This window comes from Micromonospora sp. AMSO12t (assembly GCF_008806585.1).
In the GTDB taxonomy this organism is placed as follows: Bacteria; Actinomycetota; Actinomycetes; order Mycobacteriales; family Micromonosporaceae; genus Micromonospora; species Micromonospora reichwaldensis.
The window spans coordinates 18,294-43,050 of the sequence record NZ_WAAS01000018.1; the positions used below are offsets into that span (position 1 = coordinate 18,294).

17 protein-coding genes, 3 pseudogenes and 1 CRISPR repeat array are annotated in these 24,757 nt (G+C 67.4%); of the genes and pseudogenes, 13 read left to right on the top strand and 7 right to left on the bottom strand.

Features of this window, described 5'->3' with window-relative positions:
* The first annotated feature begins 623 nt into the window (after window positions 1–623).
* A complete protein-coding gene (locus F6X68_RS04700; RefSeq protein WP_151453097.1) occupies window positions 624–7,700 on the top strand; it encodes an FG-GAP-like repeat-containing protein in 7,077 nt (2,358 codons plus the stop codon).
* Window positions 7,700–8,254, top strand: coding sequence for a hypothetical protein (locus tag F6X68_RS04705; RefSeq protein ID WP_151453098.1), 555 nt, complete (start codon window positions 7,700–7,702; stop codon window positions 8,252–8,254). The genes F6X68_RS04700 and F6X68_RS04705 overlap by 1 nt, the downstream gene beginning before the upstream one ends.
* A gap of 382 nt (window positions 8,255–8,636) precedes the next feature.
* On the opposite strand, the gene F6X68_RS34000 is transcribed toward F6X68_RS04705, so the two are convergent.
* Both F6X68_RS34000 and F6X68_RS04715 read right to left on the bottom strand, forming a co-directional pair.
* Window positions 8,637–8,978 carry an NAD(P)-binding domain-containing protein gene (locus tag F6X68_RS34000; protein ID WP_225851980.1) on the bottom strand — a complete coding sequence of 114 codons (342 nt, stop codon included), beginning with the start codon at window positions 8,976–8,978 and terminating at the stop codon, window positions 8,637–8,639.
* Between the two features lie 499 nt (window positions 8,979–9,477).
* Window positions 9,478–9,945 carry a hypothetical protein gene (locus F6X68_RS04715; RefSeq protein ID WP_225851981.1) on the bottom strand — a complete coding sequence of 156 codons (468 nt, stop codon included), beginning with the start codon at window positions 9,943–9,945 and terminating at the stop codon, window positions 9,478–9,480.
* A 276-nt stretch (window positions 9,946–10,221) separates the two neighbouring features.
* Between F6X68_RS04715 and F6X68_RS34005 the strand changes: the two are divergent.
* The 3 genes and pseudogenes from F6X68_RS34005 to F6X68_RS04730 form a co-directional block, all read left to right on the top strand.
* Window positions 10,222–10,510: pseudogene (locus F6X68_RS34005) on the top strand (IS701 family transposase); the annotation flags it as partial.
* A gap of 349 nt (window positions 10,511–10,859) precedes the next feature.
* On the top strand, window positions 10,860–11,390 hold the full coding sequence (locus tag F6X68_RS04725; protein WP_192581282.1) for an RNA polymerase sigma factor: 531 nt from the start codon (window positions 10,860–10,862) through the stop codon (window positions 11,388–11,390).
* The gene (locus F6X68_RS04730; RefSeq protein WP_151453101.1) at window positions 11,387–12,367 is read left to right on the top strand and encodes a DivIVA domain-containing protein; all 981 of its coding nucleotides are present in this window, start codon (window positions 11,387–11,389) and stop codon (window positions 12,365–12,367) included. Before F6X68_RS04725 ends, F6X68_RS04730 begins: the two co-directional genes overlap by 4 nt.
* Before the next feature lie 55 nt (window positions 12,368–12,422).
* Window positions 12,423–13,078: direct repeats of the CRISPR family, unit length 23 nt; unit sequence ACCCCCGCGTGCGCGGGGAGCAG.
* A gap of 65 nt (window positions 13,079–13,143) precedes the next feature.
* On the opposite strand, the gene F6X68_RS04735 is transcribed toward F6X68_RS04730, so the two are convergent.
* Window positions 13,144–14,715: an ISL3 family transposase gene (locus F6X68_RS04735; RefSeq protein WP_151453102.1), complete on the bottom strand. Its 1,572-nt coding sequence runs from the start codon at window positions 14,713–14,715 to the stop codon at window positions 13,144–13,146.
* A gap of 473 nt (window positions 14,716–15,188) precedes the next feature.
* Between F6X68_RS04735 and F6X68_RS04740 the strand changes: the two genes are divergently transcribed.
* From F6X68_RS04740 to F6X68_RS04750, 3 genes are all read left to right on the top strand, one after another.
* Complete coding sequence (locus tag F6X68_RS04740; protein WP_151453103.1) at window positions 15,189–15,638, top strand: hypothetical protein; 450 nt, start codon at window positions 15,189–15,191, stop codon at window positions 15,636–15,638.
* Between the two features lie 636 nt (window positions 15,639–16,274).
* Window positions 16,275–17,423, top strand: coding sequence for a site-specific integrase (locus tag F6X68_RS04745; RefSeq protein WP_151453104.1), 1,149 nt, complete (start codon window positions 16,275–16,277; stop codon window positions 17,421–17,423).
* Between the two features lie 238 nt (window positions 17,424–17,661).
* A complete protein-coding gene (locus F6X68_RS04750) occupies window positions 17,662–17,907 on the top strand; it encodes a helix-turn-helix domain-containing protein (RefSeq protein WP_151453105.1) in 246 nt (81 codons plus the stop codon).
* Window positions 17,908–18,114: 207 nt separating this feature from the next.
* On the opposite strand, the gene F6X68_RS04755 is transcribed toward F6X68_RS04750, so the two are convergent.
* The 3 genes from F6X68_RS04755 to F6X68_RS04765 all read right to left on the bottom strand — a co-directional run bounded on the left by F6X68_RS04755 (window position 18,115) and on the right by F6X68_RS04765 (window position 20,358).
* Window positions 18,115–18,816: a nucleotidyl transferase AbiEii/AbiGii toxin family protein gene (locus F6X68_RS04755; protein ID WP_370518907.1), complete on the bottom strand. Its 702-nt coding sequence runs from the start codon at window positions 18,814–18,816 to the stop codon at window positions 18,115–18,117.
* Window positions 18,768–19,118 (bottom strand): hypothetical protein, encoded by a 351-nt coding sequence (locus F6X68_RS04760; protein WP_151453107.1) that lies wholly within the window; start codon window positions 19,116–19,118, stop codon window positions 18,768–18,770. The genes F6X68_RS04755 and F6X68_RS04760 overlap by 49 nt, the downstream gene beginning before the upstream one ends.
* 661 nt (window positions 19,119–19,779) lie before the next feature.
* Window positions 19,780–20,358, bottom strand: coding sequence for a class I SAM-dependent methyltransferase (locus F6X68_RS04765; protein WP_077938073.1), 579 nt, complete (start codon window positions 20,356–20,358; stop codon window positions 19,780–19,782).
* Between the two features lie 90 nt (window positions 20,359–20,448).
* Here F6X68_RS04765 and F6X68_RS04770 point away from each other — a divergent pair, with 90 nt between their 5' ends.
* Both F6X68_RS04770 and F6X68_RS34010 read left to right on the top strand, forming a co-directional pair.
* The gene (locus F6X68_RS04770; protein WP_225851982.1) at window positions 20,449–21,231 is read left to right on the top strand and encodes a TnsA-like heteromeric transposase endonuclease subunit; all 783 of its coding nucleotides are present in this window, start codon (window positions 20,449–20,451) and stop codon (window positions 21,229–21,231) included.
* Window positions 21,231–21,953 (top strand): hypothetical protein, encoded by a 723-nt coding sequence (locus F6X68_RS34010; protein ID WP_225851983.1) that lies wholly within the window; start codon window positions 21,231–21,233, stop codon window positions 21,951–21,953. Before F6X68_RS04770 ends, F6X68_RS34010 begins: the two co-directional genes overlap by 1 nt.
* Before the next feature lie 158 nt (window positions 21,954–22,111).
* Here F6X68_RS34010 and F6X68_RS34015 read toward each other — a convergent pair whose 3' ends face one another.
* On the bottom strand, window positions 22,112–22,372 hold the full coding sequence (locus F6X68_RS34015) for a hypothetical protein (RefSeq protein ID WP_225851984.1): 261 nt from the start codon (window positions 22,370–22,372) through the stop codon (window positions 22,112–22,114).
* 63 nt (window positions 22,373–22,435) lie between these two features.
* On the opposite strand from F6X68_RS34015, the gene F6X68_RS34020 reads away from it, so the two are divergent.
* The 3 genes and pseudogenes from F6X68_RS34020 to F6X68_RS34815 form a co-directional block, all read left to right on the top strand.
* Window positions 22,436–23,017: a Mu transposase C-terminal domain-containing protein gene (locus F6X68_RS34020; RefSeq protein ID WP_225851985.1), complete on the top strand. Its 582-nt coding sequence runs from the start codon at window positions 22,436–22,438 to the stop codon at window positions 23,015–23,017.
* 89 nt (window positions 23,018–23,106) lie between these two features.
* Window positions 23,107–23,814, top strand: a pseudogene (locus F6X68_RS34810) (TniB family NTP-binding protein); the annotation flags it as partial.
* Between the two features lie 332 nt (window positions 23,815–24,146).
* Window positions 24,147–24,458 (top strand): annotated as a pseudogene (locus F6X68_RS34815) (TniQ family protein); the annotation flags it as partial.
* Window positions 24,459–24,757: the final 299 nt, after the last annotated feature.

Below are 24,757 nucleotides of genomic sequence, written 5' to 3' on the forward strand. Positions count from 1 at the left end.
GAGCTTCAGGAGCGCTCTTGGCTTCTCTTGCAGCCGCAGCCAACGCTCATTTGTCAAGCGATGGCACATGACTCACGACCAGGCCGCGAGGTGCGTTGGCAGCACCGCGTCCTCCAGGCATACATGGGCTCCTGACCGGCGGCCGTTGCTTGCTACCTTCAGGTCTTGGGTGGCGCTGTCGCCAACGACCAGGCGGACTCGCTGTCCGTGTTGCCGCAGCAATTGTTCAACTGCCGCAGCGAACTCGGGATCGGCCTCGTTACCCCAATCCGCCGGAGATCAGGATCCTGTCGACGAACAGTCTCAACTCGGTGGCCGACTGGTCGGCTGGTTGCTGGCAGCCCTGAATTCGATGAGTTGACCGAGATGACGATTACTGTTGTCTGCGCCGATGGTGTCTTCGTGCGATCGCATTCATGGTGGCGTCCAATTCGCTTTAACTTGTGGGCATTAGCCGTAAGTCGGGTTGGCTGGACTCCAAACGGTCACGGAGTGTGTTTCTGGTGAAGGTGATTGGGTGGCTTTAGTGATATTTGTGGTTGCAGTTTGTGATCGATCTTGACCGATGAGGTTGATCTCCCTAGCCTTCGCGATCACGTGTTGTGTGGCTGGGGAGGCCCCGAGTGGTTGATGGCGTTGGTGCGTCGTCTCTGTTTGTCCGTCTGGAGAAGGCGGTTCGCTGGGGGTCTCTGGCGGTGGCGTCGTTGCTGGCGGTGACGTTGTTGCCGCCTGTGCCTGCGGTGGCGCGCCCGTCTTCGCCGGCAGCGGTGAAGGATCGCTCGGTGCCGGTGCAGAGGCTGGCTGCGCGGGAGCGTGGAGTGTCTGCGTCTGACGGGCAGCAGTGGGAGACGGAGCCTGCTTCTTTGCCGGGGCCTGCGTCTGCGGTGTTGGATGTTGAGCCGGCTTCGCCCGATCCTGGCGGGGGCGAGCGTGAGCTGGTGGGGGATCTTCCGCTTCGGTTTACGGCGGATGCGGCTGTGCCGTTGCCGGCGCCTGCGCAGATGCGTGTGCAGGTGGCTGATCGGGCGGAGTCGACGGCGGCGGGTGTGCCGGTGTTGTTGCGGTTGGACCGGGTGGACGACGGCGAGAGTCGTGCGCGTGTGCGTCTTGAGGTGGACTACTCAGGTTTTCGGGATGCGTACGGGGCGGATTGGGCTTCGCGGCTGCGGTTGGCGCGGTTGACGCCGTGCTCCGGTGAGCGGGCGGGCACGGCTGCGGGTTGCGGTGTTGAGGAAGTGCTTCCGTCGACGAATGACGCGACCTCCGGTGTGCTGTCAGCGGGCGTCGATCTCGCTGCCAGTACTGGCAGCGACTTCAACTCCCTGAACTCGGCCGATAGTGAGATCGCTGCCGATGCGGTGGTGGCTTTGGTGGCCGGCACGGATGGCGAGACTGGGTCGTTTGCCAAGACTTCGTTGGCCGGATCGTCGGGGTGGCAGGCAGGGAAGCCGTCGGGCGACTTCAGCTATTCGTATGAGGTGGACGTTCCGGCGGCTCCGGCTGGCATGGAGCCGGAGGTGGAGTTCAGCTACTCGTCCGGGGCGGTGGACGGCCGCACGAACGGTGAGAATGGGCAGACGTCGTGGCTGGGGGAGGGCTGGGGCTTCGAGCCGGGCTATGTCGAGCGGTCGTACCGCTCGTGCAAGGACGACCAGCTGCCGGCCCCGACCTACACCAACGCGACCGGGGATCTGTGCTGGAGGCAGGACAACGCGACTCTGGTGTGGCAGGGCCGCTCCACGGAGTTGGTGCGCGATACGGCCAGCGGTTTGTGGCGGTTGGCCGACGATGATGGCAGTCGTGTCGAGCTGTTGCAGGATGGCGCGGACTGGAACGCCGCCACCGACATGTTTTCACCCGGCGACTTCGACGGCGATGGCAAGACGGATGTGCTTCTGCGTCGGGCTGCCGACGCGGATCTCTACCTGGTGCGTGGTGACGGAGCCGGCGGTTGGCTGAACGGTGGCGCGGCGACGAAGATCGGCTCGTTCGACGCCGCGAACATCGTCTTCTCTCCGGGCGACTTTACGGGCGACGGGAATCCGGATGTGCTGTGGCGCAAGGCGGCGGATGGCACGTTGTGGCTGCTACGCGGTAACGGCGCTGGAGGCTTTCTCTCAGGCACCAGCGAGCAGATCGGCTCGTTCAGCACCGCGAATGTGATGTTCGGTCGCGGTGACTTTAGCGGTGACGGCAAGGTCGATGTGCTGTGGCGCCGGGCCTCTGACGGGGTGCTGTTCATGATGCGCGGCAACGGCACCGGCGGCTGGGTGACCGCTCAAAGCGAGCAGATCGGTACGGGCTTCAACAGCCAGGACCTGATGCTCTCGCCGGGTGATTTCAACGGTGACAACAAGGTCGACGTGATCACCCGTGACGGCACGACCAAGAACTTGATGTTGTTTACCGGCAACGGCACCGGCGGGTGGATCTCGGGCATTGGTACGCAGATTGCTTCCGGCCCGGGAAGCGCCGACATCGTCTTTTCCGGTGGTGACCACGACGGCGACGCTAAGCCCGACGTGATGTGGCGCCAGGCCAGCAGCAAGGACGTCTACCTGTTCACGGGCAACGGCACCGGAGGGTGGAAGACCGGTGTGTCGGTCAACATCACCGATCCGGTCCGTCTGAAGAACGGCGACGACAACGGCGAGCACTGGCGGCTGACCACCAGCGACGGGGTGCAGTACTACTTCGGCCGCACGCGCCTGCCGGGGTGGACCGCGAACCAGCGAGAGACCGCATCGGTGTGGACCGCCCCGGTGTTCGGCAACAGCGCGGCTGAGCCCTGCTGGCGCAGTGGCGGCTTCGCATCTTCCTATTGTTCCCAGGGGTGGAGGTGGAACCTCGACCACGTCGTGGATCCGCACCAGAACTCGATGTCCTACTGGTACAGCCGGGAGCAGGCCCGCACCGGGTTGGCGAACAACGCCAACGCCACCGCGGTCTACGAGCGCGGCGGCAGGTTGGAGCGCATCGAGTACGGCACCCGCGTCGGCCAGGAAACCACCGGCACGCCGGGTATGCGGGTGGTGTTCTCGCCGGGTGATCGGTGCCTGACGTCCTGCTGGTCCGGGACGACGCCCACGGTGGCGAACTGGCCGGACACGCCATGGGACCTCAACTGTGCGATCACCGCCACGTCGTGCGCCAGCAACCTCAGCCCGTCGTTCTGGACGACGAAGCGGCTGGCGAAGGTCACCACCCAGGTGTGGGACGGTTCCACCCACGCTCCGATCGACGAGTGGACTCTGACCCACCAGTTCCCCGCCACGGGTGAGGCGTCGGTCAGTCCGGCACTGTGGTTGGCGAACATCGTCAAGACCGGTAAGGACGGTGGCAGCAAGGCCCTACCGATGATCGACTTCGGTGGTACCCGCTACGCCAACCGCACCGACTACAACCTGTCCGCCGGTGTGCCGATGGTCAACCGCTACCGCATCACCCGCGTCAGTGACGAGCACGGTGGCGAAACCGTCGTGACCTACGAAGGGTCTGACTGCACCGTCACCTCGCAGGCAGACCCCGACGTCAACTCCAAGCGCTGCTTCCCCCAGTACTACTACCCGCCGCTCGCACCGGCCCCCGGCTGGTCCTGGTGGAACAAGTACCGCGTCACGAAGGTCGTCGACAAGGACCTCGTCGGCGGCAACCCGGACCTCGAGGAAACCTACAGTTACTCGACCGACGGATCCTCCACCACGGTGCTGTGGCATCACAGCGACGGCGCCGCCACCTGGGCCAGCCCGCTGGACAAGCGAACCTGGTCGGACTTTCGCGGCTGGCCCACCGTGACCGTCACCGCCGGTGCTACCGGTGCGCCTCAATCCCGAACCAAGTCTCTGTACTTCCGCGGGATGGACGGCGACCGTACCGACAACGGCGAGGGCGCCCGAGACGCGAAGATCACGAACTCGTTGGGTGAGGTGACCGAGGACCACTCGCACCTCGCCGGCATCCTGCACGAGGAGATCGAATACGACGGTGCCGCCGGTGCGGCCCGCAGCAAGTCGATCACCGCACCGTGGCAGCACCAAACCGCGCACCGCCAGTCCGCCGCCGCTGTCGCGCAGCCTTCCAGCGCCTACGCCTACTACACCGACGCCGGCACCACTAGGTCCATGACCTGGCTGGCCGCGTCGTCGACGTGGCGGACGACCAGAACGGTCAACACCTACGAGACCACCTACGGCACCATCACTGGCGTCGCCGACCACGGCGACATCAACGTCGCCACCGACGACACCTGCACCACCTACGAGTACGCCCGCAACACGACGGCCTGGCTCATCGACTTCCCGTCACAGACAACGACGACGACCTGCGCCACCACGCCGGGCCCCGACGACACCCTGTCCGGCAGCCGCACCTACTACGACAACAACCCCCTCGGCACCATCGGTACCCGGGGCCTGCCCACCCGTACGGAAGCGCTGTCGGGTTTCACCGGCACGACCCCCACATACCTGAAGCGGTCGACCGCCACTTACGACGCCCTCGGCCGCATCCTGACCTCCGCCGACGGCCTGGACCAGACCACCACCATCGCCTACACGCCCGCGGCGGGCGGCCCGGTAACCCAGGTCACAGAGACCGACCCGAAGTCACACACCACCACCGCGAATCTCAACCTGAGAGGCGCACCAACGACTGTCGTTGACGCCAACGGCAAAACCACCACCGCCAGCTACGACCCCCTCGGACGGCAGTTGAAGCTCTGGCTGCCTGGCCGCCCCACGAGCGGCACTGCCAACGAGGAGTACGTTTACGGCACCGACAGCCGCGCGGTCGCCAACTACCTACACAGCAAGCACCTGGGGCCGAACGGCAACCAGATCAGTAGCTTCGAGATCTACGACGGGCACCTGCGGCTTCGGCAAGCACAGGCCACCGCGCCTGACGGCAAACGCGTCATCTCGGATATCCGCTACGACTCTCGTGGCCTCGTCGTCAAGGAGTCGGCGTTCTACAACAGCGCCAGCGCCCCCACCAGCGCCCTGGTGACCTTCACCGACGCCACCGTTCCCACGCAGCGCCGCTACACCTACGACGGCACCGAAGACCTCACCCACGACGCCCTGTGGTCACTCAACGTCGAGAAGTGGCACACCGCCATCACCTACGACGGCGACCGCGTCAACGTCGACCCACCCACCGGCGGTATCCCCACCACCACCATCGAAGACGCCTCCGGCCGCACCATCGCCCAACGCCAGTACAAGGGCACCAGCCCGGCCGGCGACTACGACGAGACCACCTACACCTACGACCGCCTCGACCGGCTCACCTCCGTCACCGACTCCGCCGGCAACACCTGGACGCACACCTACGACCGCCTCAACCGCCAAACTCAGAGCACCGACCCGGACGCCGGCACGAGCACCTTCGGCTACGACAACAACGACCAGCTGACCACCACCACCGACGGCCGCGGTGAAGTCCTGCACCACGCCTACGACTCACTCGGCCGACCCACCGCACTGCGTGACGACAACGCGAGCGGTGCGCTGCGCGCCTCCTGGGTCTACGACACCCTCGCCAAGGGCTACCCCACCTCCGCGACCCGCCACCACACCAGCGGCGCCTACGTCCAGCAGGTCACCGGATACACAGACCTCTACCAGCCGACCGGCAACACCGACACCATCCCCGCCAGCCAGGGACTCCTCGGCGGCACCTACACCACCGGCTTCGGCTACCACCCCAACGGCACCCCCGCCACCACCGACCTGCCCGCCAAGGGCGGATTGCCCGCCGAAACGGTGACGTACAACTTCACCGACCAGGGTTACCTCGCCGGCGTCACCGGCCTGGACACCTACCTCGCCAGCGCCCAGTACTACTGGCACGGCGCCATCAAGCAACAAACCCTGGGCTCCGGCACCACCCGCGCCCGCCTCACGACCACCCTTGACGATGCCACCGGCCGACTCACCAAGTCGGAAGTCCACACCGAGAACCAGACCACCCCGGACACGTGGGTCGAGAAATTAACCGAGCAATACACCCACGACCCCGCCGGCAACGTCACCAGCATCACCGAAACCAACGGCACCACCACTGTGGCCAACCAGTGCTTCGGCTACGACTACCTCCAACGACTCACCGAAGCCTGGACCACCAGCGCCGCCACCTGCCAAACCACACCCACACAGTCCATCGTCGGCGGCGCCGACGCCTACTGGCACTCCTATACCTACGACAAGACCGGCAACCGCCTCACCGACACCCGCCACACCGCCAGCGGCGACATCATCCGCGACTACACCTACCCCACCGCTGGAAGCACCCGCCCCCACACCCTCACCAGCGTCACCACCCGAGGCGGCGGACCCAGCAGCACCTACACCTACGACAACGGCGGCTACCTAAGCACCCGCACCAGCACCGGCAAGCCCAACCAAACCCTCACCTTCGACGCCGAAGGCAACCTCACCTCACTCGCCAACGGCACCACCACCCACACCTACATCTACGACACCACCGGCAACCGCCTCATCGCCGACAACTCCGGCACCGAAAAGACCCTCTACCTCGGCGACACCGAATACCACCTCAGCCACACCACCGGCCAGGTCACCGCCACCCGCTACTACCCCAACGCCGTACGCACCACCACCAACGGCCTCACCTGGATGGCCGCCAACCACCACGGCACCAACCAACTCGCCATCAACACCACCACCCTCACCACCACCCGCCGACGCCTCACCCCCTTTGGCGAAGACCGCGGCGCACCACCAGCCACCTGGCCCGACAACAAGGGCTTCGTCGGCGGCACCAACGACCCCACCGGATACACCCACCTCGGCGCCCGCCAATACGACCCCACCACCGGCCGCTTCACCTCCGTCGACCCCCTCATCGACTACAGCGACCCACAAACCCTGCACGGCTACGCCTACGCCAACAACAGCCCCATCACCTACACCGATCCCGATGGCTTGATGCGCTACTCCCAGGCCCCGGGCGGCGGGGGAGTTGCTGGTGGCGCCCGCGGTGGTTCACGCCCTCCTACCCGTACAGGCGCCAACGGCGGAGCGTCCAGCGTCCGAGGCGGCACCTACCGAGGCCCCAACCCTCGGATGGAAGCACGCCAAATGCAGCAACAGAAGAACGCCGCTCGACAGCAGCAGTCGCGCCTGCGCGCGCAAGCCTCCCGCCCCAAGCCCAGTAAGCCCAATAGGCCACAGACCTCTAGTCGGAATCAGCAGAAAACTAATCGAAGCAAGTCGAAGTCGACGCGGGCCAGCAGTTCAGGTTCGTCGAAGAAGCAGATTAATAAATCCAGCAGCAAGAGGGGTGGAAAGGGGTCCGGTGGGAAGCGGGAGGAGAGTGAAAAAAAGAAGACCCGGATCCTGAATAACAAAAAGGTCGGTGATGATGCTTCCGATAGAATTGCGAGCCGTTATCCGGAAGCTAAGCGAGAGTCTTCCATCTCCACTACTCAAGGTACGAGGTATCCTGATGTCCGAGTGGACAATGAACTGATCGAGTCTAAGGTTGGCAGGACGGACTTCAGTAGTCGGATCCGCAAGGAGGTGATGAAGGATCACGAGATTCTTGAGGGTTCCTTGTCTGGAGTTACAAGGATTACGTGGGAATTCTCCAGGAGTCCGACGACGGGTAGAATTGGCCCGACGCCCAACCTGGCAGCAGCCCTCTGGACTGCAGGGATTAGGATTGTGATTGTAAAATAATGAGTATTCTCGATGCGTATGAGATCTATGATCCTGGTGTATCCGGGCTCTGGAAGAACCTCTCTCGAGGCGAGGCTGCCAGGGCGGTTCGCCGCTTGCTCGCTGATCGGCCTCGTCGCCTCCAGGAACTGCGACGGCTTGCCGAGCGAGCCGAGATTGAGTTGCCTGAACCACAAGATGCAACAGATGGGCAACTGCAGGGCCTTTCGCAATGGTTTTTTGCGAACCTAGAGCGGGACGGGCGAAGTTCGGCGCGCCTGGCTCCTGCTTGGTATTCCGTGGTGAGTGACATGGGGCTGTATGTTGGGGAGGTAATCATTGCCAGGGGTAGCGGCTTGGAGTGGCGGATGTTCACTGGCGATCGTCGATCAGACTCATATCAGGAGCTGGTCGTCATGGGTTTCCCGGTCGCTAACAAAAACTACTACGTCAATCCAGGATTCGTTCTAGCGGATTTGGCTTCGGCGCATTTGTCCGGTGCTTTCGTGTCTGAGGATCCGATAGTGGACATGGTGCGGCACGCAGTCGCAACTAGCCATTCGGAAGATGACTAACTGACCTCGGCCCTCGTTAAGGCTGTGTAGCGACGGTCTCGTGAACGGGAGCAGTGTATCGGTCAACGCGTTGGCTTCTGATGTGCTTTGTTGGCTGCGTGTCTCAGGTAGCAATGGACGGCCCAGTCTGGTAGGTCGTTTCTGCTGTGGTCGAGCGCGCCTCCCGCAACTCGGTCGACTCACTGCTGGACGTCCCCGGCGTGGTTCCGGCGTCGACGTCCGTCTGGCGCGCCTGCGGTGAAAGCCGTGGAGGCGGGCCTGGACTCGCCCAGCCGGTAAAGGGCCGCCCGGTTGGCAGGCTCGTGTGTAACCAGGTGGCAGCGCTGACGCCACCGTAAGGCTGACGGGTGGATGGAACGGTCCACCATACCCTGACCCGGTGCTAGCTGCCGAGGCTCGGAAGATCACCGACTGGATGCAGGCATGGGGAAGCTTGGCCGGGCTGGTGATGTCGACCCTCGCCGTCATCGTTACCGGCCTGCTGCTTCGTCACGAAATCCGGGTGCGTCGGGAAGAGAAGCGGGCCAGCGAATCCGCGCAGGATGCGGTACCGGGCCAACCACTCCCCGGCGTCGGTCTGCACCGCCAGGCGCTCCCCGGCTCGCCGCACGTTCTGAGCCCGGACCGGCCGGTGCACCGGCCGGTCGTACCGCAGCTCGTAGGCCCGCAGGTAGTCCGCGACGTGCCCGGCGGTCGGGAAGTCCTCGCTCTCCTGCCGCAGCATGCCCCACCCCGGCAGCGGCCGTACTCCGCCGGGGAGAACAAACGTAACGACTCCCAGCCATCCACATCACCCGACCCAGGCATGCACGACACCTGCCTCGATCCAACGTGGGCCAGTTGGATCGCCTACATCCTCGAAGCGGACGGCTTCGCCGTAACGATTCAGGAGTGGGAATTCCGGCCAGGCAGCAACTTTGCCGTTGAGTGCGTCAATAGGATTCGCCGTAAGGAGCGTTTCCAGGACGGCGCTGTGGACAGTTGTGACGAGCCCCGGCGCAGAGCCGCACCTCCCCTGGTCGGTGGCCCGGCGGAGGTTTGCCTGGCACCCTCATCCGCCGCAGCTCGTGCATCGAGCGGTTGCATCCTCCGACTCGCGAGATGCGGATGCGGGCGTGTTCCCGGCGTTGGTGCGGCCAGCACGTCGGGTGGTGGCGTTGACAATGGTGAGCGAGTCTTACGGCATCCCACCTCTGGTCAGGTCGGTCGTCGGGGCTGGAGGCTCAGCCGCGCAGCCCCTTTCCGGTGGCCACGATGGCCTTCTCAAACCATGCTGCGGTGTTGGTTGCAGAGCGGGTCCAGACCGCGACGCACTGGGTCACCCGACCCTGGTGCAGGCAGCCGTAGCGGTGGGGAAAAGGCGTGCCGTCGGGGAGCGTCATGGTGGCGGTCACTGCGCGGCCGGACGCGTCGAGTCCGGCCGGTAGACCGGTGGCGGTATGCCCCTCGGTAACCTGGCCCTCCTCCACGTCTTGGTCGCAGGCCTCCAGCAGGTCGAAGAGTCGCCGTACGGACTCGCTGGCCACCGCTTCGCTCGGGTAGACCACAGTCTGTTGGTAGACCTCGACGAACTCTCCCGGTTCTGTGCCAGCCGGGGTGCCGAATACTCGTGCTACCGCGACCATCCGTCGATCCAGCAACGGCTGCGGTTGGCCGCACACCACCCCGTCGGAATCGAGTCTCTCGTCCACGTGGGCAGGCTTCTCGGCCAACCCGACCAGGTGCCCGGTGGCGGCGAAGCGCTCTCGCAGTTCCCTCGCGACACCGCCGTCACTAGGCGAGGGAGCAGCCAGGGCCGTGGCTGATGTTGTGGGTGCCGACGCGTCTGCGGCCGGAACCGAGTCGCAGGCGCCGACTGACGTGAGTACGGCCAGGAGCGCCGCTGTAGCAGACAGGCGTCGATGCATGGCGGGGAGCATACGTGCCGGACGGCAATCGATCGCCAGCGGCCGGCGTGGACACCGGGTTATGTGGTCGAGACCCGCCGCAACGACGACATGATCACCACCATGGGTATCGCCCGGGCGGACAGCCTGACTGCTGCCCTGCCGGCTCGGGCTGGTGCCGGCTGTCAGCCGGCGCTGGCGCCCACGGCCCTCGTGAGTACTGGTGGCCGCGGACCCCCGCCGCACCCGCCTGGTCGACCTCGCCCGTATCGCAGCGGCTCGTTGGGCGATAGAGGAGAGCTTCCAGCAGGCCATGAACGAAGCCGGCCTCGACGAATACCAGGTCCGCGACTGGCGAGCCTGGTACGCCGACATGAACAGACTCGTCGTTGACGGCTGCTCATCAGGCCCAGCGCTTGGTCTCGTTGCTTCAGCAGGGCCACGCAGCCATCGCGTTCTGTAACGGCAGGATCACGATTGGTCTTGGGGTGTAGACCTGATCAGCGCTTCTGAGCCTCTTCTGGATAGCGATGATTCACGTCGCTCACGCCCCCAAGGAGGACGTCCGTGCTTGGTACATCGTGGTGCGGCAGCATGCAGTGGCCGAGGCAATGTGTCTCTACTGAAGCCGGTTACGAACCGTGCCGATTCCATAGCGGGCAGGGCCGGCCGACGCTGAGCCGCTGGCTGTCCGGCGCCGTGGGCGCGGGATGCGGGCAGTGAGCAATGAGGAGGCGAACGACCAGTTCATCGCCTTCTACACGACATGGCGAGGAAAGTTGTACAAGGCAGTGGCGACCTGGACCGGTGACCGGCACGCTGCCGAAGACATCGTCCAAGAGGTCATGATCTTGGTGCGGCATTACTGGGGTCGCTACACCCGACCGGAGATCCTCATGTACCGGCTGGCTCGTCAGCAGCTTGCTCGCCACACGAGCGCCACCCCGATACAGATGGATTCACTCGAACAGCGCCTGCAGGCCGACGACCTACCCTCCGGCCCCGCCCGTGACCTGGAGCAGCAGCTGGACCTGCTCGCCGCCTTGCGGCAGCTTCCGACCCGGCAACGTGAGGTCGTGGTCTTGACCGAGCTATGTGATCTGGAACAGTCCACAGCTGCGGAAATCCTTGGGATCAGCGTGTCGGCGCTCAAAACCCACAAGGCCCGCGGACTGCGCACCCTGCAATCCCGAATGGCCGGGCGGATGGCCAGCGCGGGTGCTGACACCGAAGGAGGTACCAACGCGTGAGCATCGCAGATGACCTAGAGCGTGCCGTGGACACCTGCCTCGGCCCTCGATCGGCCCGCAACACCTCCGTAGAAGCGCGGCATGTACTTAACCAGTACTCGAAACGAGCGGGAGACCCACAGCAACGGCAACGCATGGACGAAGCCGTTGCTGAGGCCGAACTCGGCATAGCCGCATACCTGCTCGGTGTGCACTACCAAGTTCACGGACGCCCAGATCAGGCAGAGCACTGGCTGCGCACCGCCGCCGATCGTGACGTTGCCGATGCTGCCGTTCGTCTGGCCATGCTGCTCGAATACCGATCGGTCATCGCCGCCAACACCAGCATCGACTCCACTCCGGCGGTCGATGACGATCTGACCGCGGCCCGCCGCTGGTACCGCATCGCCGCACATGCTGGTTACCACCTGCACGACGACAGCAAGCCTGCTGACCCCACACCGCTGACACTCGACTGTTGTCCCGCTGTCGAACAAGCCGCTGGCGTCGAAACGGCCGAAGAGATCATCGGCGACGCCCGCCGTCAAGCTGACGCCCTTCTCCGGCAGGCACGCGCCGACGTCAGAATAATCATCGAAACGGCTCGGCAAGAGGTGAACGACCTTGCAGGACAACGAGCCGAGGTAGAGCAACAGATGCAGCTACTGCAACAGATCGTCACCACCATCGCTGCTGCTGAAACCCAGCCCCGACGACGTCGCTGGCGACCCTCATCAACGACCACCGTCGTCACGTCCGGCAATGACCAGCGGGACGCATGGCGGCAGATGGCCGATCACTTCCGTCGGCAGGAGGACGCTCCTCGGCGACGCGCGGTACGGCGCTCGCTGATAAGTCGAATCATGGCGATCCTGCAGGTCAGCGATGCTGTGGAACTTGATGTTCTCGATCTTGATGTCGAGAGCAAGGAGGCAGTGGCGCCGCCGAGACTGACATGGGCTCCGTCGGATACATCGATGCGAGCCCGGGCGGGGTGATACGGCAACGTGGGCCAGACTTCCGCCCGGCTAGACGTAGGGCGAAGCGGCAACCATCCCCAAGGGCGCGGGAAGCAGGAGGTCGACGCGTACGCGGAGCAGAAGCTGCGGGACGCCAAGGGCCGGGCGGATGCGGGATCACCCCCGCGTGCGCGGGGAGCAGCGGGCGGTCGTCGCCGAGGGCGACCGGTACCGCGGATCACCCCCGGCATGCGCGGGGAGCAAACCTCGCCAAGAAGACCCAACGGAGGTAGTCCCGGATCACCCCCGTGCGCGGGGAGCAGGGGAAGAAGGCGGGGTTCGTGGTCCAGGTCCCGGGATCACCCCCGCGTGCGCGGGGAGCAGCCGACGCAGATTCCCTCGCGCACCAGGTCCTCCGGATCACCCCCGCGTGCGCGGGGAGCAGGTGACAGCACACCTCGCGTTCCATCCTCTACGGGGATTACCCCCGCGTGCGCGGGGAGCAGGGCGCGCGGATCGCGGCATAGATGCGCTGATACGGATCACCCCCGCGTGCGCGGGGAGCAGAGGTCGAGGCCCACGACGCGGGGCTGAGACTTGGGATCACCCCCGCGTGCGCGGGGAGCAGGCGGTGTCCTACGGCGGCCTGTGGGTGCTGACGGGATCACCCCCGCGTGCGCGGGGAGCAGAGCGGCGCCGGGATCGGCAGGGTCCGCTCGCTCGGATCACCCCCGCGTGCGCGGGGAGCAGAACTCTGTCGGCTCCGCCTGAAAACTGGCTCTGGCACACTTCCTGTGATTGATCTTGGTGGCGGCTCACGGGTTGGTCAGGACGCGTTTGCGTAGGAGGTCGAGGTTCGCGCGGCCATACATCTGTCGCTTGATCGTCTTGATGCGGTTGACGTGGCCCTCGACGGGGCCTGAGCTCCAGGGCTGGGCGAGGCCGGTGACGACGGCGTCGCGGTCGCTGGCCAGGCCGGCGGCGAAGCCGCGAATTTCGGAGTATCCGGCGTTGCGGGCGCGGTCGATCCAGGCGTCGAGGTGCTGGCCGGTGCCCTGGTGGCGGACCAGTGCGGCGAACCCTCGGGCGAGATCGGCAACGGTGTCGAGGTCTGGGCAGCGGCTGCGGGCGTCGGCGAGGTCGGTGTGGTCGTCGTCGGTGAGTTTGTGGCCGGGTCGCATGATCCAGGCGGTGATCCGCCGGGCCGACGGCACCCGGACTGCGGTCGCAGGTATGGGTCGGGTGCGGTTCGTGGCGAGCCAGTCCCGCAGCACGCGCAGGCTCCCCTGATAGCCCCGGGCCAGGATTTCGGCGTGCAGGTCGGCTGTCTCGTGGACGCCGTCGGTGAGGCGTTGCCGCAGGTAGGGGTGGAACGGTGCGAGGACGCTGGGGCGGCTGCTGGCGTTCGGACCGATCAACGCTTCGGCGGTGGCGGCGTGGGCGTATTTGCGGGCGGTTCTGACGTTCATGTCGAGCCGGCGGGCGGTCGCGCTGATCGACAACCCCTCAGCTCGTAGGGCGTGCACGGCCGCGTGGCGTTGGCGGGTGTTCTCCGCCCGCCGTCCGGTGGATCCCGGCTCGGCTGTGGTTCGCGTCGCCGGGGCCAGTCTCGGATCGGTGTGCTCGCGTAGGCACCGGCGGTGCCCACGGACGACCTTCTCGATGGTGTCGCTGAGGTTCTTCAGCAGGTGCCACCGGTCGGCGACCTGAACCGCGTCGGGTGCGCCTTTGCGGGCGCCGTCGGCGTAGCTGCCACCGCGGTCGCGGCAGATGATCTGGACGCCGGGGTGCTCGCGCAGCCATGCGGCGAGGGTGTCGGCGGTACGGTCAGGCAGGACATCGATGGGCCGGCGGGTGTGCATGTCGAGTAGGACGGTCGCGTATCGGTGCCCTCGGCGGCGGGCGAAGTCGTCGACGCCCAGCACCGTCGGCGTCATTGGCGGCGGGTCAGGCATCCTCCGGATCATCCGGATTAACGTCATCCGCGACACCGACACCGCTAACCGATGCGCCAACCGGGCTCCCGGTCGACCGCCCAACGCCACCGCGACCGCTTCCAGGTCACCCGCCGCCAAGACCGTAAGTCGGGCATACCGGCGGGTCAGCCCGGGCACCTGCTCGACGAACGTCCGCCGCCGACACCCGACGTTCGAGCAGGCGAATCGGCGGACCGTCAACGCGACCAGCACCTCATGGCCACCCAACCTGACATCGGCCAACCGCCGCACATACCGACCATGCACAGTGGTCGACCACGTGCCGCAGGCTACGCAGGCGGCCCGCACCGTCTTCGTCGCCGCGTCGATCCTGACCCCGACGCCGCGGACCACCACCGCTTCCAGCCGCAGGCCAACCAGATGCGGAAGCAACGCCACGATGATCTCCACCCGGGCACCCAACCCGAACCCTCAGTGAGCACGACTCACAAAATGTGTGCCAGAGCCAGTTTTCAGGCGGAGCCGACACGGGCACCCCAAGGGGCTGCCCGAGAACCCCGGCCAGGTCAAGGCCAAGCCGCTACGCGGTCGCCTTCGGCGAGCCTCGACCCGACCGAGAACCCCGGGCAGGAACATGCCTGCCCGACCGAGGAGACCCTGCCCCACCGCACGGCCCGCTTGACAACCGTCATTGAGACTCGTCCGGTAGGGCGCTCCACCTTGTCCCCGTCCGGGGAGGCTGGACGGTCTGGCGACTGCCCGACGAGGAGATCCGCCTCAGTGTCAAGCGGGGCTCGACCCAAACCGTCTTTGGGGCCAACTCCGAGCGACAGGTTGATGAGGTCATCAGCGCTTGCTGGCCACCCGCTGCTAGCAGACGGGGTGACCGAGGCCGGGACGATCTGAGGGTATGTTGCACTTCAATGGCTCTCATCTTCATCGCGCTTGTGCTGCTAGCGCTGGCTTGGCCGCTGGTGGCGGTCGGTGCCGTTGTGCTCGTGATACTTGCCGTGCTCGCCCTCAGGGGCGACCAGCTCCTGCGGGATAGGTCAAGGGCGCTGACGCGGGCGGGAGGGTTGCTGACCGTTGGGGCGGCGTTGACGGCGATCGCCGCCTACGGTCATGGGCTGGCGGCGACCACCTTTGGGTTGATGACCGACGCCGACGACCGGTGCGCGCTGAAGCGGCCAGAGGGCTATGACTACCGCCATGGTGCCCCGGCTGGTGGATCGCACAGCATGTGGCCGCTGCATGACACCACGTGCGGCCCCGATTTGGTGCCCGGTTTCGTCAATCCCTTGGTAGCTGGGTCGGTAGTGCTGTTCGTGGCGCTCGCGATGATCATGACCCTTATGAGGGTCAAGTCTCGTTAGCGTTTGTGACCGGCGACGTGGTGGCCGTGACGGGCCATCCACGGGCCAGTAACCGCGGCGCGCAGCGGTCATGAGCTGGCACGAACGGCATTCGGCTCTGCCGCCGGCCGCCAGGCGTTTCGGGCATCACGACCCGTTGAGCACGCTCTTCCAAACTGACGGTGCGAGCGCCACTGGCCCGGTCTCGCCGTGCCCGTTGCGTGCCCGTTGGGATGGACGACGACGGTCAACGGCGGTCAGCTCCTGGACGTGACGGCCAGCGTGGCGAGGCAGGTCAAGCCAGGTCGCTGCCCTGCGAGTTCCGGCCGTATCCACACTTCCTAAACCGCCTGCTGCGGTCGCTGGGGCGTGTCACCGTCCCGGGGACCAAGTGGGGACCACACGGCCTGCGCGATGGTGCGCGGCACGACGTCGGCCGCACGGCCTGATCTTGGGGATAGCGTGGGTGACGTGCGTGGACGTGTGGCGAAGCGTCCTGGGGGTCAAGGGGTCGTCGGTTCGAATCCGGCCGTCCCGACTGGTGTTCACCAGCGGATATAGAAGATCATATGTGATCTTGCGGTAACGCTGGCGGTGACGGAGATCGCTTAACGTGGGCTGCATCCCCCGATCCCGTTACTGCGGGGGTGCAGCCCCGTGGCTGTCTACAGCTACCGCCTCGCCAACGGCCAGACCCGCTGGTTCTTCATCATCGACCTCCCGCCTGACGCGGATGGTCGTCGTCGCCAGCACAAGCGGCAAGGGTTCCCCAATCAGGCCGCTGCCCTGAGGGCGGAGCAGGACGCACGCGCCGCCTACGGCGGAGCGGACCTCGGCGCGGACGGCAGCGTCGCCGCCGAGCTGGAGAGCTGGCTCAACGAGCGCGAGCTGGACGTCCAGGAGACGACTCTCAGCAACTACCGGGACGTCATCCGCTGCTACGTAGTCCCGCACATTGGCGGTCGGCAGCTCTACGCTCTCGACAAGCGTGTCCTTCACGACCTCTACAAGAAGCTGCTGAAGAGCGGCGGCAAGAACGGCGGGCCGCTGTCGCCGACCACCGTCCGCATCGTGCACCGGATCATGATGAAGGCGCTGGCCGACCTCGGGGTCAACGTCGAGGGCGTGCGGCAGCCCCGGCAGGCCGAGCGGGAGACGATGGGGCGCAAGGGCGTCTGGACGCCGGCGCAGTCGGCGAAGTTCCTCAAGTACCACGCCGACCACCGGCTGCGTGCCGCGTGGGTGCTGGCGATCGTTGTCGGTGCCAGGCGTGGGGAGCTGGCTGGTCTCAAATGGCCGCGCGTCGATCTTGATCGCGGCGTGCTGCTGTTGCACTGGCAACGCACCACGACCAGCAACGGGGTGGTGGAGAAGGCGCCCAAGGGCAAGAGTAAGAGGGCGGTAGCGCTCGGGCCGGCCCTGATTGCGGAGCTGCGTGCCCACCGGGAGCGCCAGGTCCTGGAGAAGGCAGACGCTGGCGTCCTGTATCACGACGGTGGTTACCTGTTCTGCCGCGAGGACGGGGAGCCGTACTACCCGAAGTACTTCACCGACCAGTGGGCGAAGGCGTGCGGGGATGCTGGGGTGCCCGTGATCGCGTTGCACGACGCGCGGCACACCTCCGCTACCACCGGCGCTGACGCCGGTGTTCCCGAGCACGTGATGCAGCGGCGGCTTGGTCACGCTGACAGCCGGACGACGCGTGAGGTCTACACCCACGTACTGCCGGAGAGCGAACGGAAGGCCGCGGAGCTCATGGAGGCAGTACTCGGCGACGCAGCGACCTGGTCGCCGCGGAATAGCTAGACCGAAGACGCTGGGTCACGCCCGACCGCAGTACTTCTGGCTGCGGAGGTTGCCGGTGAGGGAGCCCGATGTCCGACCGCCAGCTCGGGCATCGGCACGGTAGCCAGCGGCTGTGGCCGTTGCCGTTACCCGTGGCGGTTGCTCTCACTCGGCAACGCGCCGAGTAACCGGATGATCGCATCGTGAGGGCTGACGCCGGTATCGGCGTACTCACGACCTCAGGGGAGGGCGGCGGACAATGTCAACGACCACAACTGGCGGACGCAAGCCGGGCCAGGCGCTAAACCAGGTCTGGACGATCGAGGCGGTGCGGGAGCTCGGCGTCAGCACCGACGTGGAGACCGCCGGGGCGATCCTAGGAATCGGGCGCACCAAGGCCTACGAGCTGGCCAAGACCAACAAATTCCCGGTACGCCTTCTGCGCGTCGGCCGGCGGTACCTCGTGCCCGTACCGGCGATCCTCAAGCTGCTTGCTATCGAGTAGCCGGCCTGCCGCCAGCCAGGCTGAGAGCCCGAGACGGGGAGTCGCTGCACGGCCCGGGATCGACCGGGTTGGTGCGCCGACAACGCCAAGGGACCGACGGCGCGCACGGTGTGAGCCGGCGTGCCGTCGGTCAGCCGTGTGAGTCGTTACGGTCCAGAGCGCTGGGACAGCGCCAATGAACTCCTGCCCCGCGGTGCGCCCGATCGATCAGCGGGGCCAGGTTGCGAAGCGTTGCCGTAGCTGCACTACGTCGGCGCGAGTGAGCTGGTACGGCACAAACGCCTCGTCGGGCATCCTGTCCAGGCGCCGACCCACTACTGGAACGTCCTCTGCCTCAAGTCCGGGGTCAACGCGGCGGGCCATGGCCAGCAGCTGGGCCGGCGTGTACTGGTCGAGCACTGCGGCCACATCGACGTAGTCACGCTCGCGGGCTCGTCCCACGAGCGCGGTGACTTTCCAGGCGAGCAGGTCAGCCAGGTCCATGACCGGGCCGACATCCATCACCACCGGAGCATGGAGTCGCGCCTGACAGGACAGGCTCAGCCGGACCACCTTGTTGCCCCGTTGAATCTCCCATTCCGTCATGTGGTCGTCAAAGCCGTAGATCACTGCCGACAGCTCGCTGTCGTCGGCGACCCGTGATACCTGGAAGCCTGCTTCGAGCAACGCCGTCTCCACGGCCTCGGTCGCTGCGGCGACTCCGTCGGCGCGGTCGGTGAAGGCGTCGACGTCCTCGGTCGGCCGGTCGACGACTCCGTGCAGGAGCAAGGCCAGTCCACCGCCGAGGGCAAATCCGTGCCGCTTGGCTACGGAGAGCGCGACCCGCGCGACCTCGACGTGCTGTGGGTCAGGGTGAGGCATCAGGCTGCGGCCGAGATCTGGCGCAGCACCGCATGCCGGTCCTCCCATGCGTGGCGCACACCCCGCGGCAGGTAGAGATCGTTCCATACCCGGATCAGGGTCGGACCGTCGAGCCAGGCGCAGAGTTCATCAACCCGCACCGCTTCGGTCAGCACGACCTCGTACAGGGCGTTGCGCGCCCACTCCTGGTCCAGGTTGACGCTGCGGTCTGGCCGCCAGAGCAGCCGGTGTGGCAGCTCCACGACACCACTGGTCGGTCCGTGCAGGGCGGCAAGATCGTCTACGACCACGGCGGATCGGCCCGGCCGGGCTAGATACCGCCGGGCGGAACGGGTCGAAGTGGCGCCCATGCGTCGAGGGTAGCGCCTCGAACGGGTAAAGGCGGGATGCTGCCGATGCCAACTGGGACGCCCATCAACGGCGGTCGGTCATTGGCTCGACCTCGGCTCGTTGGCATCGCGACCGCCGCCACGGCGCCGACTCGCTAATCATGGCCGCGCAGCCTCTGCTACAGGGGCAGCGAGGGGCCGGTCAGCCAGCGCTGCTACGGCCCGCCGCAAACTGCCGCACGTCAGCGCTGCCGTGGCACCGCGACCGTTTGATCAGCGCGGCGCCCGCGTCGCCGGGCATGGTCTCGTGCGATCAGGACCACGTGACCTTCCCGCCACGGCTGCGCTGTCAGGTCGGGCTGGACATGGCCAACCACCACCCCGCCGGGTGTGCTCGACCGCGCCTGGTCGAGATTGGCGGCCAATGGCCATATCTTGCTCCCTGTCGCGGGCCATTCCGGTTCGCCGGCCGCTGCGGACCCACATGTCCCGTCCGCGTTGAGTTGGCACCGTCCGGTATGACTTGGCACGAGGTTGGCACTGTCCGGGTTGAGGTGGCACGTCCGGTACGGTGCTGTCCGGTCTCAGCGAGGTTAGCGGGTTCTCGGCGAGTTGACAGGCTTCCCGATGAGTGTGCGTGTATTTGGTCTCGACCGGCAGTCAGCTGTGTGCCGATCGGGCACTACGGCGCGGCGACTGTTGCGGCAATGGCCGCGTACTTGCGGTCCGGGCGGTCCGGGGACTGCTGCTGCAAGCGCTGAAGTTCGGTGAAACCAGCCTTTGCCAGGCGGGCAGAGAATGTGTCTACGGGCCAGCGGTATGCCGTGTGGACCTTGTGGTCGAACGCGGCCACATCGTCGTCGCTGTCGAAGAAGCCGATCACCAGGTTCCCGGAAGGAGGCAGCATCCGGCGGAACTCGGCGAGTACCGCATCCAGCTCCGATGGCGGTAGGTGGATGGTCGAGTACCAGGAGAGGATGCCGGCCACCGAGTGGTCGGGAAGGTCCAGGTCCGTCATTGATCCGAGCTGGAACGCCGGCCCGGGAAAGTGGGTCCGGGCGTAGCCGATGAACTCAGGTACCAAGTCGACGCCGGTCACGTTGGCGCCGAGCGAATGCAGGTAGGCGCTCCAATGCCCGGGGCCGCAACCGAGATCGAGCACGGCGCCGTCCAAGCCGACGAGGTGGTCTCGGACAAGGGCCGTGTCATCCACGTGGGCCTGCCAGTCACCATCGAACAGGGCGATGTACTGCTCGGACATGTGCGAGTAGGCGTCGCGGACCGGCTGGTTGCTCACGGCGCCACTCTAAAGTCTGCCCGCGTTCCGCCCCGAACCCAGTACGCGTCCGGGTTGAGGTGGCACGTCCGGTACGGTGCCGGGGTGCTGCGCGCGGTGCCGGGCCTGGGTGGGCCGCTGACGGCTGAGTTCGAGGTCGGCTACGTCGGCGCCGAGGGATCGGAGGTCCGCACCTCCTTGATCGACTCGGCGGGGGTGCTGTTCGAGCTGGTCAAGCCGGTACGCGGCTTTCCGTCGTACAAGCGGCAGCGCAACTTCCCGGGCTTGTGGTGGTCGTCGACGACCGGCGCTCACGTCGGGTACGAGTCGTGGCTGGAGCGCGATCACCTGATGCTGCTCGACTTCGACCCGGCGGTGGCCGGGATCGCGTCGCAGCCGTTCTGGCTGTTCTGGGACGACGAGGCTTCCGGCCGGCGCCGTTCGCACGCGCCGGACTACTTCGCCCGGCTGGCCGACGGGCGGGGCCTGGTGGTGGACTGCCGACCAGTCGACCGGATCAAGCCGCGTGACGCCGCGGCGTTCGCCGTGACTGGCCGGGCGTGTGAGCTGGTCGGATGGGAGTATCGGCTGGTCGGCGCGCCGGAGCTGGTGATGGTGCGCAATGTGCGCTGGCTGGCCGGTTACCGGCATCCGCGGTACCGGCTGCCGGCGGTGGGCGCGGCGTTGCGGGAGGTGTTCGCCGAGCCCGCGCAGTTGATGGACGGTGCTGGCGCGGCGGGTGAGCCGATCGCGGTCCTGCCGGTGTTGTTCCACCTGCTGTGGTGCGGTGAGCTGGCCTGTGACCTCGGGGTACGGCTGCACGAGGCGACCATCGTGACCACGGCCGGGGCCTGCTGATGGGCGCGGGCAAGTTGCCGGTGCTGCGTGTCGGGGAGTGGGTGCGTTTCGACGGCGACGAGCACCAGGTGGTGGCGCTGGCCGGCACGTCGGTGCGGCTGCGCTCGCGGGGTGGGGTTGCGCAGGTGGTGCTGCTGGCGTTCCTGCTCGCCGCCGCGGACTTCGAGCTGCTCGACGAGCAGCAGGCGGTGCCGGCGGTGGAACCGCTGGGGCTGCTGGAGACCCTGCCGCACGAGGTGCTCGAGCGGGCCCGGCGCTGGGAGCGGCACCTCGTCGAGGTGGTCACCGGCCGGGCACCGGAAGCGCCGGAGGGCGCCGGGCCGCGGCCGGGTTACGACCCGGCGGCGAGCACGCTGAAGGACCGCGACGCGGCCAAGGCCGTCGAGCTGAGCGCCGCCGGGCAGCCGACCTCGGCGCGGACGGTGACGCGGATGCGGCTGCGCTACGCCGAGCAGGGCCTGTGGGGGCTGGTCGACCAGCGATACACCCGCGGCAGCGACCCGGTCGGCCGGGCCGACGAGCGGCTGGTCACGGCGATCCGCGCCGAACTGGACGCGCAAGCTGGACGTGATGGTGCTGCTGGACTCCGGCGTCCCCGGCCGCCCCGAGCTGACGATGGTCGTCGACGTGGCCACCCGCACCATCGCCGCGGCGGTGCTGCGCCCGGCCGGCACCAAGGCCGTCGACGCCGCGTTGCTGCTGGCCCGCACGCTGGTCCCTGAGCCGATGCGGCCCGGCTGGTCGGCCGCGCTGCGCATGTCCGCCTCCCGGCTGCCGCACACGCGGCTGCTCGACATCGACGCCCGGCTGGAGACCGCGCGGGTGAACACCTCGGAGACGAACACCCGGCCGTGGTCGATGACGATCGTCTCCGGGACGATCACCGGCTTGGCCGCGGCCTTGCGACCGGCTGGGCATCTCTATCCAGCCGGCCCGCAAGGGCACCCCGACCGACAAGCCGCTGGTCGAGCGGCAGTTCTCCTCTATCGCCAGCCTGTTCTGCCAGCACGTCGCCGGCTACACCGGCGGCAACGTCACCCGCCGCGGCGACCGGATCACCGACGAGCCGCTCTGGAGCCTGCCCGAGCTGCAAGACCTGCTCGACGAGTGGATCGTCGCCGGGTGGCAGCACCGGCCCCATGACGGGCTCCGCGACCCGCACGCGCCGCGCCGGGCGTTCAGCCCGAACGACGCCTACGCCGCGATGGTCGCCGTGTCCGGCTACCTGCCCCTGACGCTGTCCGGGACCGACTACCTGGAGCTGCTGCCGGTGCACTGGCGCCACGTCAACGAGTACGGCATCACCATCGACCACCGCACCTACGACGACGACGCCCTGCCCCACAGCGAACGCTCCACCGTCGCTGAGCAGGGCGGGCGCTGGGAAGTGCACTACGACCCCTACGACCTGTCCCACGTCTATGTCCGCACCCCGGCCGGCTGGATCACCGCGGCCTGGACGCACCTGCCGATGGTCAGCGCGCCGTTCGCCGACTTCACCTGGCGCCACGCCCGCCGGATGGCCGCCGCCCGCGGCCTGCCCGACGACAACGAGACCGAGGTCGCCCGGGTCCTCGACGAGCTGCTCACCCGCGCCGGCAACGGGCCGCCGAACAAGGCCACGGCCCGCGTCGCGGCCCGCACCCGGGCGGCACGCCGCCGGGTGCTGCCCGAGGCGCAGGTCATCGACCTGCCCACGCCCGCACCCGCACCCGGCGCCGGGCCGGCGCCGGTGGAGCCGTTCGGGCTGTTCGACGTCGACGCCGAAGCCGAGCGCTGGCTATGACCCGGCGCAGGGCCACAGTCCCGGCTCCCGTCTCGGTGCGCCTCCGCCGCAAACGTCCCTTCCGATTGAGAGGCAAAGGCCCCGCCCCGATGGAGCACCTGAGCCAGCCCGACCAGGCCAAGCAGGTCCTGGCCGACGAGCCGTTGACCACCAAGGAGGGCTGGGCGCGGTTCGTGGACCGCCGGCCCACCCCGCCGGCCGCCGGCGACGGGACCGACACCGACGACGCGCGCATCGACTACCTGTCCGAGCTGGTCATGGTCAACACCCCGGTCGTTGCCGAGGTCGTGGCGACGGCACGGCGCTTGGTGCTGCTCAACCGCCGCCAGCTGTCCGCACGCCGCGGGCTGATCGTCACCGGCGTCCCGGGCACCGGCAAGACCACCGCAATCACCGCGCTGGGCCGCACCCACGAAGTCGCGGTGCGTCGCCGGCACCCGCACGAGAAGAACCGGCTGCCGGTCGTCTACGTCACCGTCCCGCCCGCGGCCACACCCCGGATGCTGGCCGTCGAGTTCGCCCGCTTCTTCGGTCTGCCGCTGGGCCGCCGGGCCAACATCACCGACGTGACCAACGCCGTCTGCGCGACCGCCGCTCACGTCGGTGTCGAGCTGGTCCTGGTCGACGAGGTGCACAACCTCAACCTCGCCACCCGCGCCGGGGCCGAGGTGTCCGACCAGCTCAAATACTTCGCCGAGCGGCTGCCCGCCACGTTCATCTACGCCGGCGTCAACGTCGAACGCGTCGGCCTGTTCGCCGGCCCCCGAGGTCAGCAGCTCGCCAGCCGGTTCACCACCATCCCCACCACCGCGTTCGCCTACGGCACCGCCGACCAACGCGCCGCCTGGCACGCCCTGGTCGCCAGCCTGGAAGCCACTCTGCCGCTGCGCGCCCACCAGCCCGGAACGCTCGCCGCGCTGGACGAGTACCTGCACCGGCGCACCGCCGGCATGATCGGCAGCCTGTCGCACCTGGTCCGCGGCGCCGCCATCGACGCCATCCTCGACGGCACCGAACACCTGACCCGCGCCCACCTCGACCGGGTCCGCCTCGACCACGCCGCCGAGGCATACGCCGCGACCCACCCCAGCCCCGCACCGGCGCCACGGGCGCCGGCCGCCACGACCGCATGCTCCGAAGGTTGCCGATCACGGTTCGGCCTGCCCAGCAGGAAACCGTCACCTCCTACGTCCGGCGCCTCGCCGCACTGCACTCCATCGGCTACCGAGACCTCTGGCAGCACCTCAGCGCTTCGGTGCCCTACGGCGGCACCAGCAAGCGCCGCCAGCTCATCGTCGCGCAGCGGCTCGTCGCCGCGACCGGCCACCAACTCGCCGCGCTCGCGCACGCGATGCCCGAACTGCGTGACCCCGCCCCGCGCTGGCGGGAGTTGCGTCACCCTCCCCAACGGGCCTGCCCCGTCTGCACCGCACGGCACCCGGGCGGGCCGGTCGTCCGGTTCTTCGCCCACCACGAGTTCGTCTGCACCCGCCACGGCTACTGGATCGGCCCGCCGGTCCCCACCATCCCGGACCTGCGTCCTCGACAGCTCGCGCGGCTGGTCCCCGAACTCGTCACCGCGCAGCGACGGCACACCCGGCTGCTGCGCCGCCGAGGCTGGCGGCACGTCTTCAACGCGTTCGACGTCTCCATCGCCGTCTGCGTCGACCGGCGGTTTCAGCAGCGTATCGACGTTCCCGGACGCCGCAGTTGGCAGGAACGCATCGACCTGCTCATCCC

Excerpts from the sequence above, each read along its gene's own strand:
- F6X68_RS04705 (WP_151453098.1), top strand. The coding sequence starts at position 7,700 with ATGAGTATTCTCGATGCGTATGAGATCTATGATCCTGGTGTATCCGGG.
- F6X68_RS34000 (WP_225851980.1), bottom strand. The coding sequence starts at position 8,978 with ATGCTGCGGCAGGAGAGCGAGGACTTCCCGACCGCCGGGCACGTCGCG.
- F6X68_RS04740 (WP_151453103.1), top strand. The coding sequence starts at position 15,189 with ATGGCTCTCATCTTCATCGCGCTTGTGCTGCTAGCGCTGGCTTGGCCG.
- F6X68_RS04750 (WP_151453105.1), top strand. The coding sequence starts at position 17,662 with ATGTCAACGACCACAACTGGCGGACGCAAGCCGGGCCAGGCGCTAAAC.
- F6X68_RS04755 (WP_370518907.1), bottom strand. The coding sequence starts at position 18,816 with ATGGGAGGACCGGCATGCGGTGCTGCGCCAGATCTCGGCCGCAGCCTG.
- F6X68_RS04760 (WP_151453107.1), bottom strand. The coding sequence starts at position 19,118 with ATGGGCGCCACTTCGACCCGTTCCGCCCGGCGGTATCTAGCCCGGCCG.
- F6X68_RS04765 (WP_077938073.1), bottom strand. The coding sequence starts at position 20,358 with ATGTCCGAGCAGTACATCGCCCTGTTCGATGGTGACTGGCAGGCCCAC.
- F6X68_RS34010 (WP_225851983.1), top strand. The coding sequence starts at position 21,231 with ATGGGCGCGGGCAAGTTGCCGGTGCTGCGTGTCGGGGAGTGGGTGCGT.
- F6X68_RS34015 (WP_225851984.1), bottom strand. The coding sequence starts at position 22,372 with ATGGGGCCGGTGCTGCCACCCGGCGACGATCCACTCGTCGAGCAGGTC.
- F6X68_RS34020 (WP_225851985.1), top strand. The coding sequence starts at position 22,436 with ATGGTCGCCGTGTCCGGCTACCTGCCCCTGACGCTGTCCGGGACCGAC.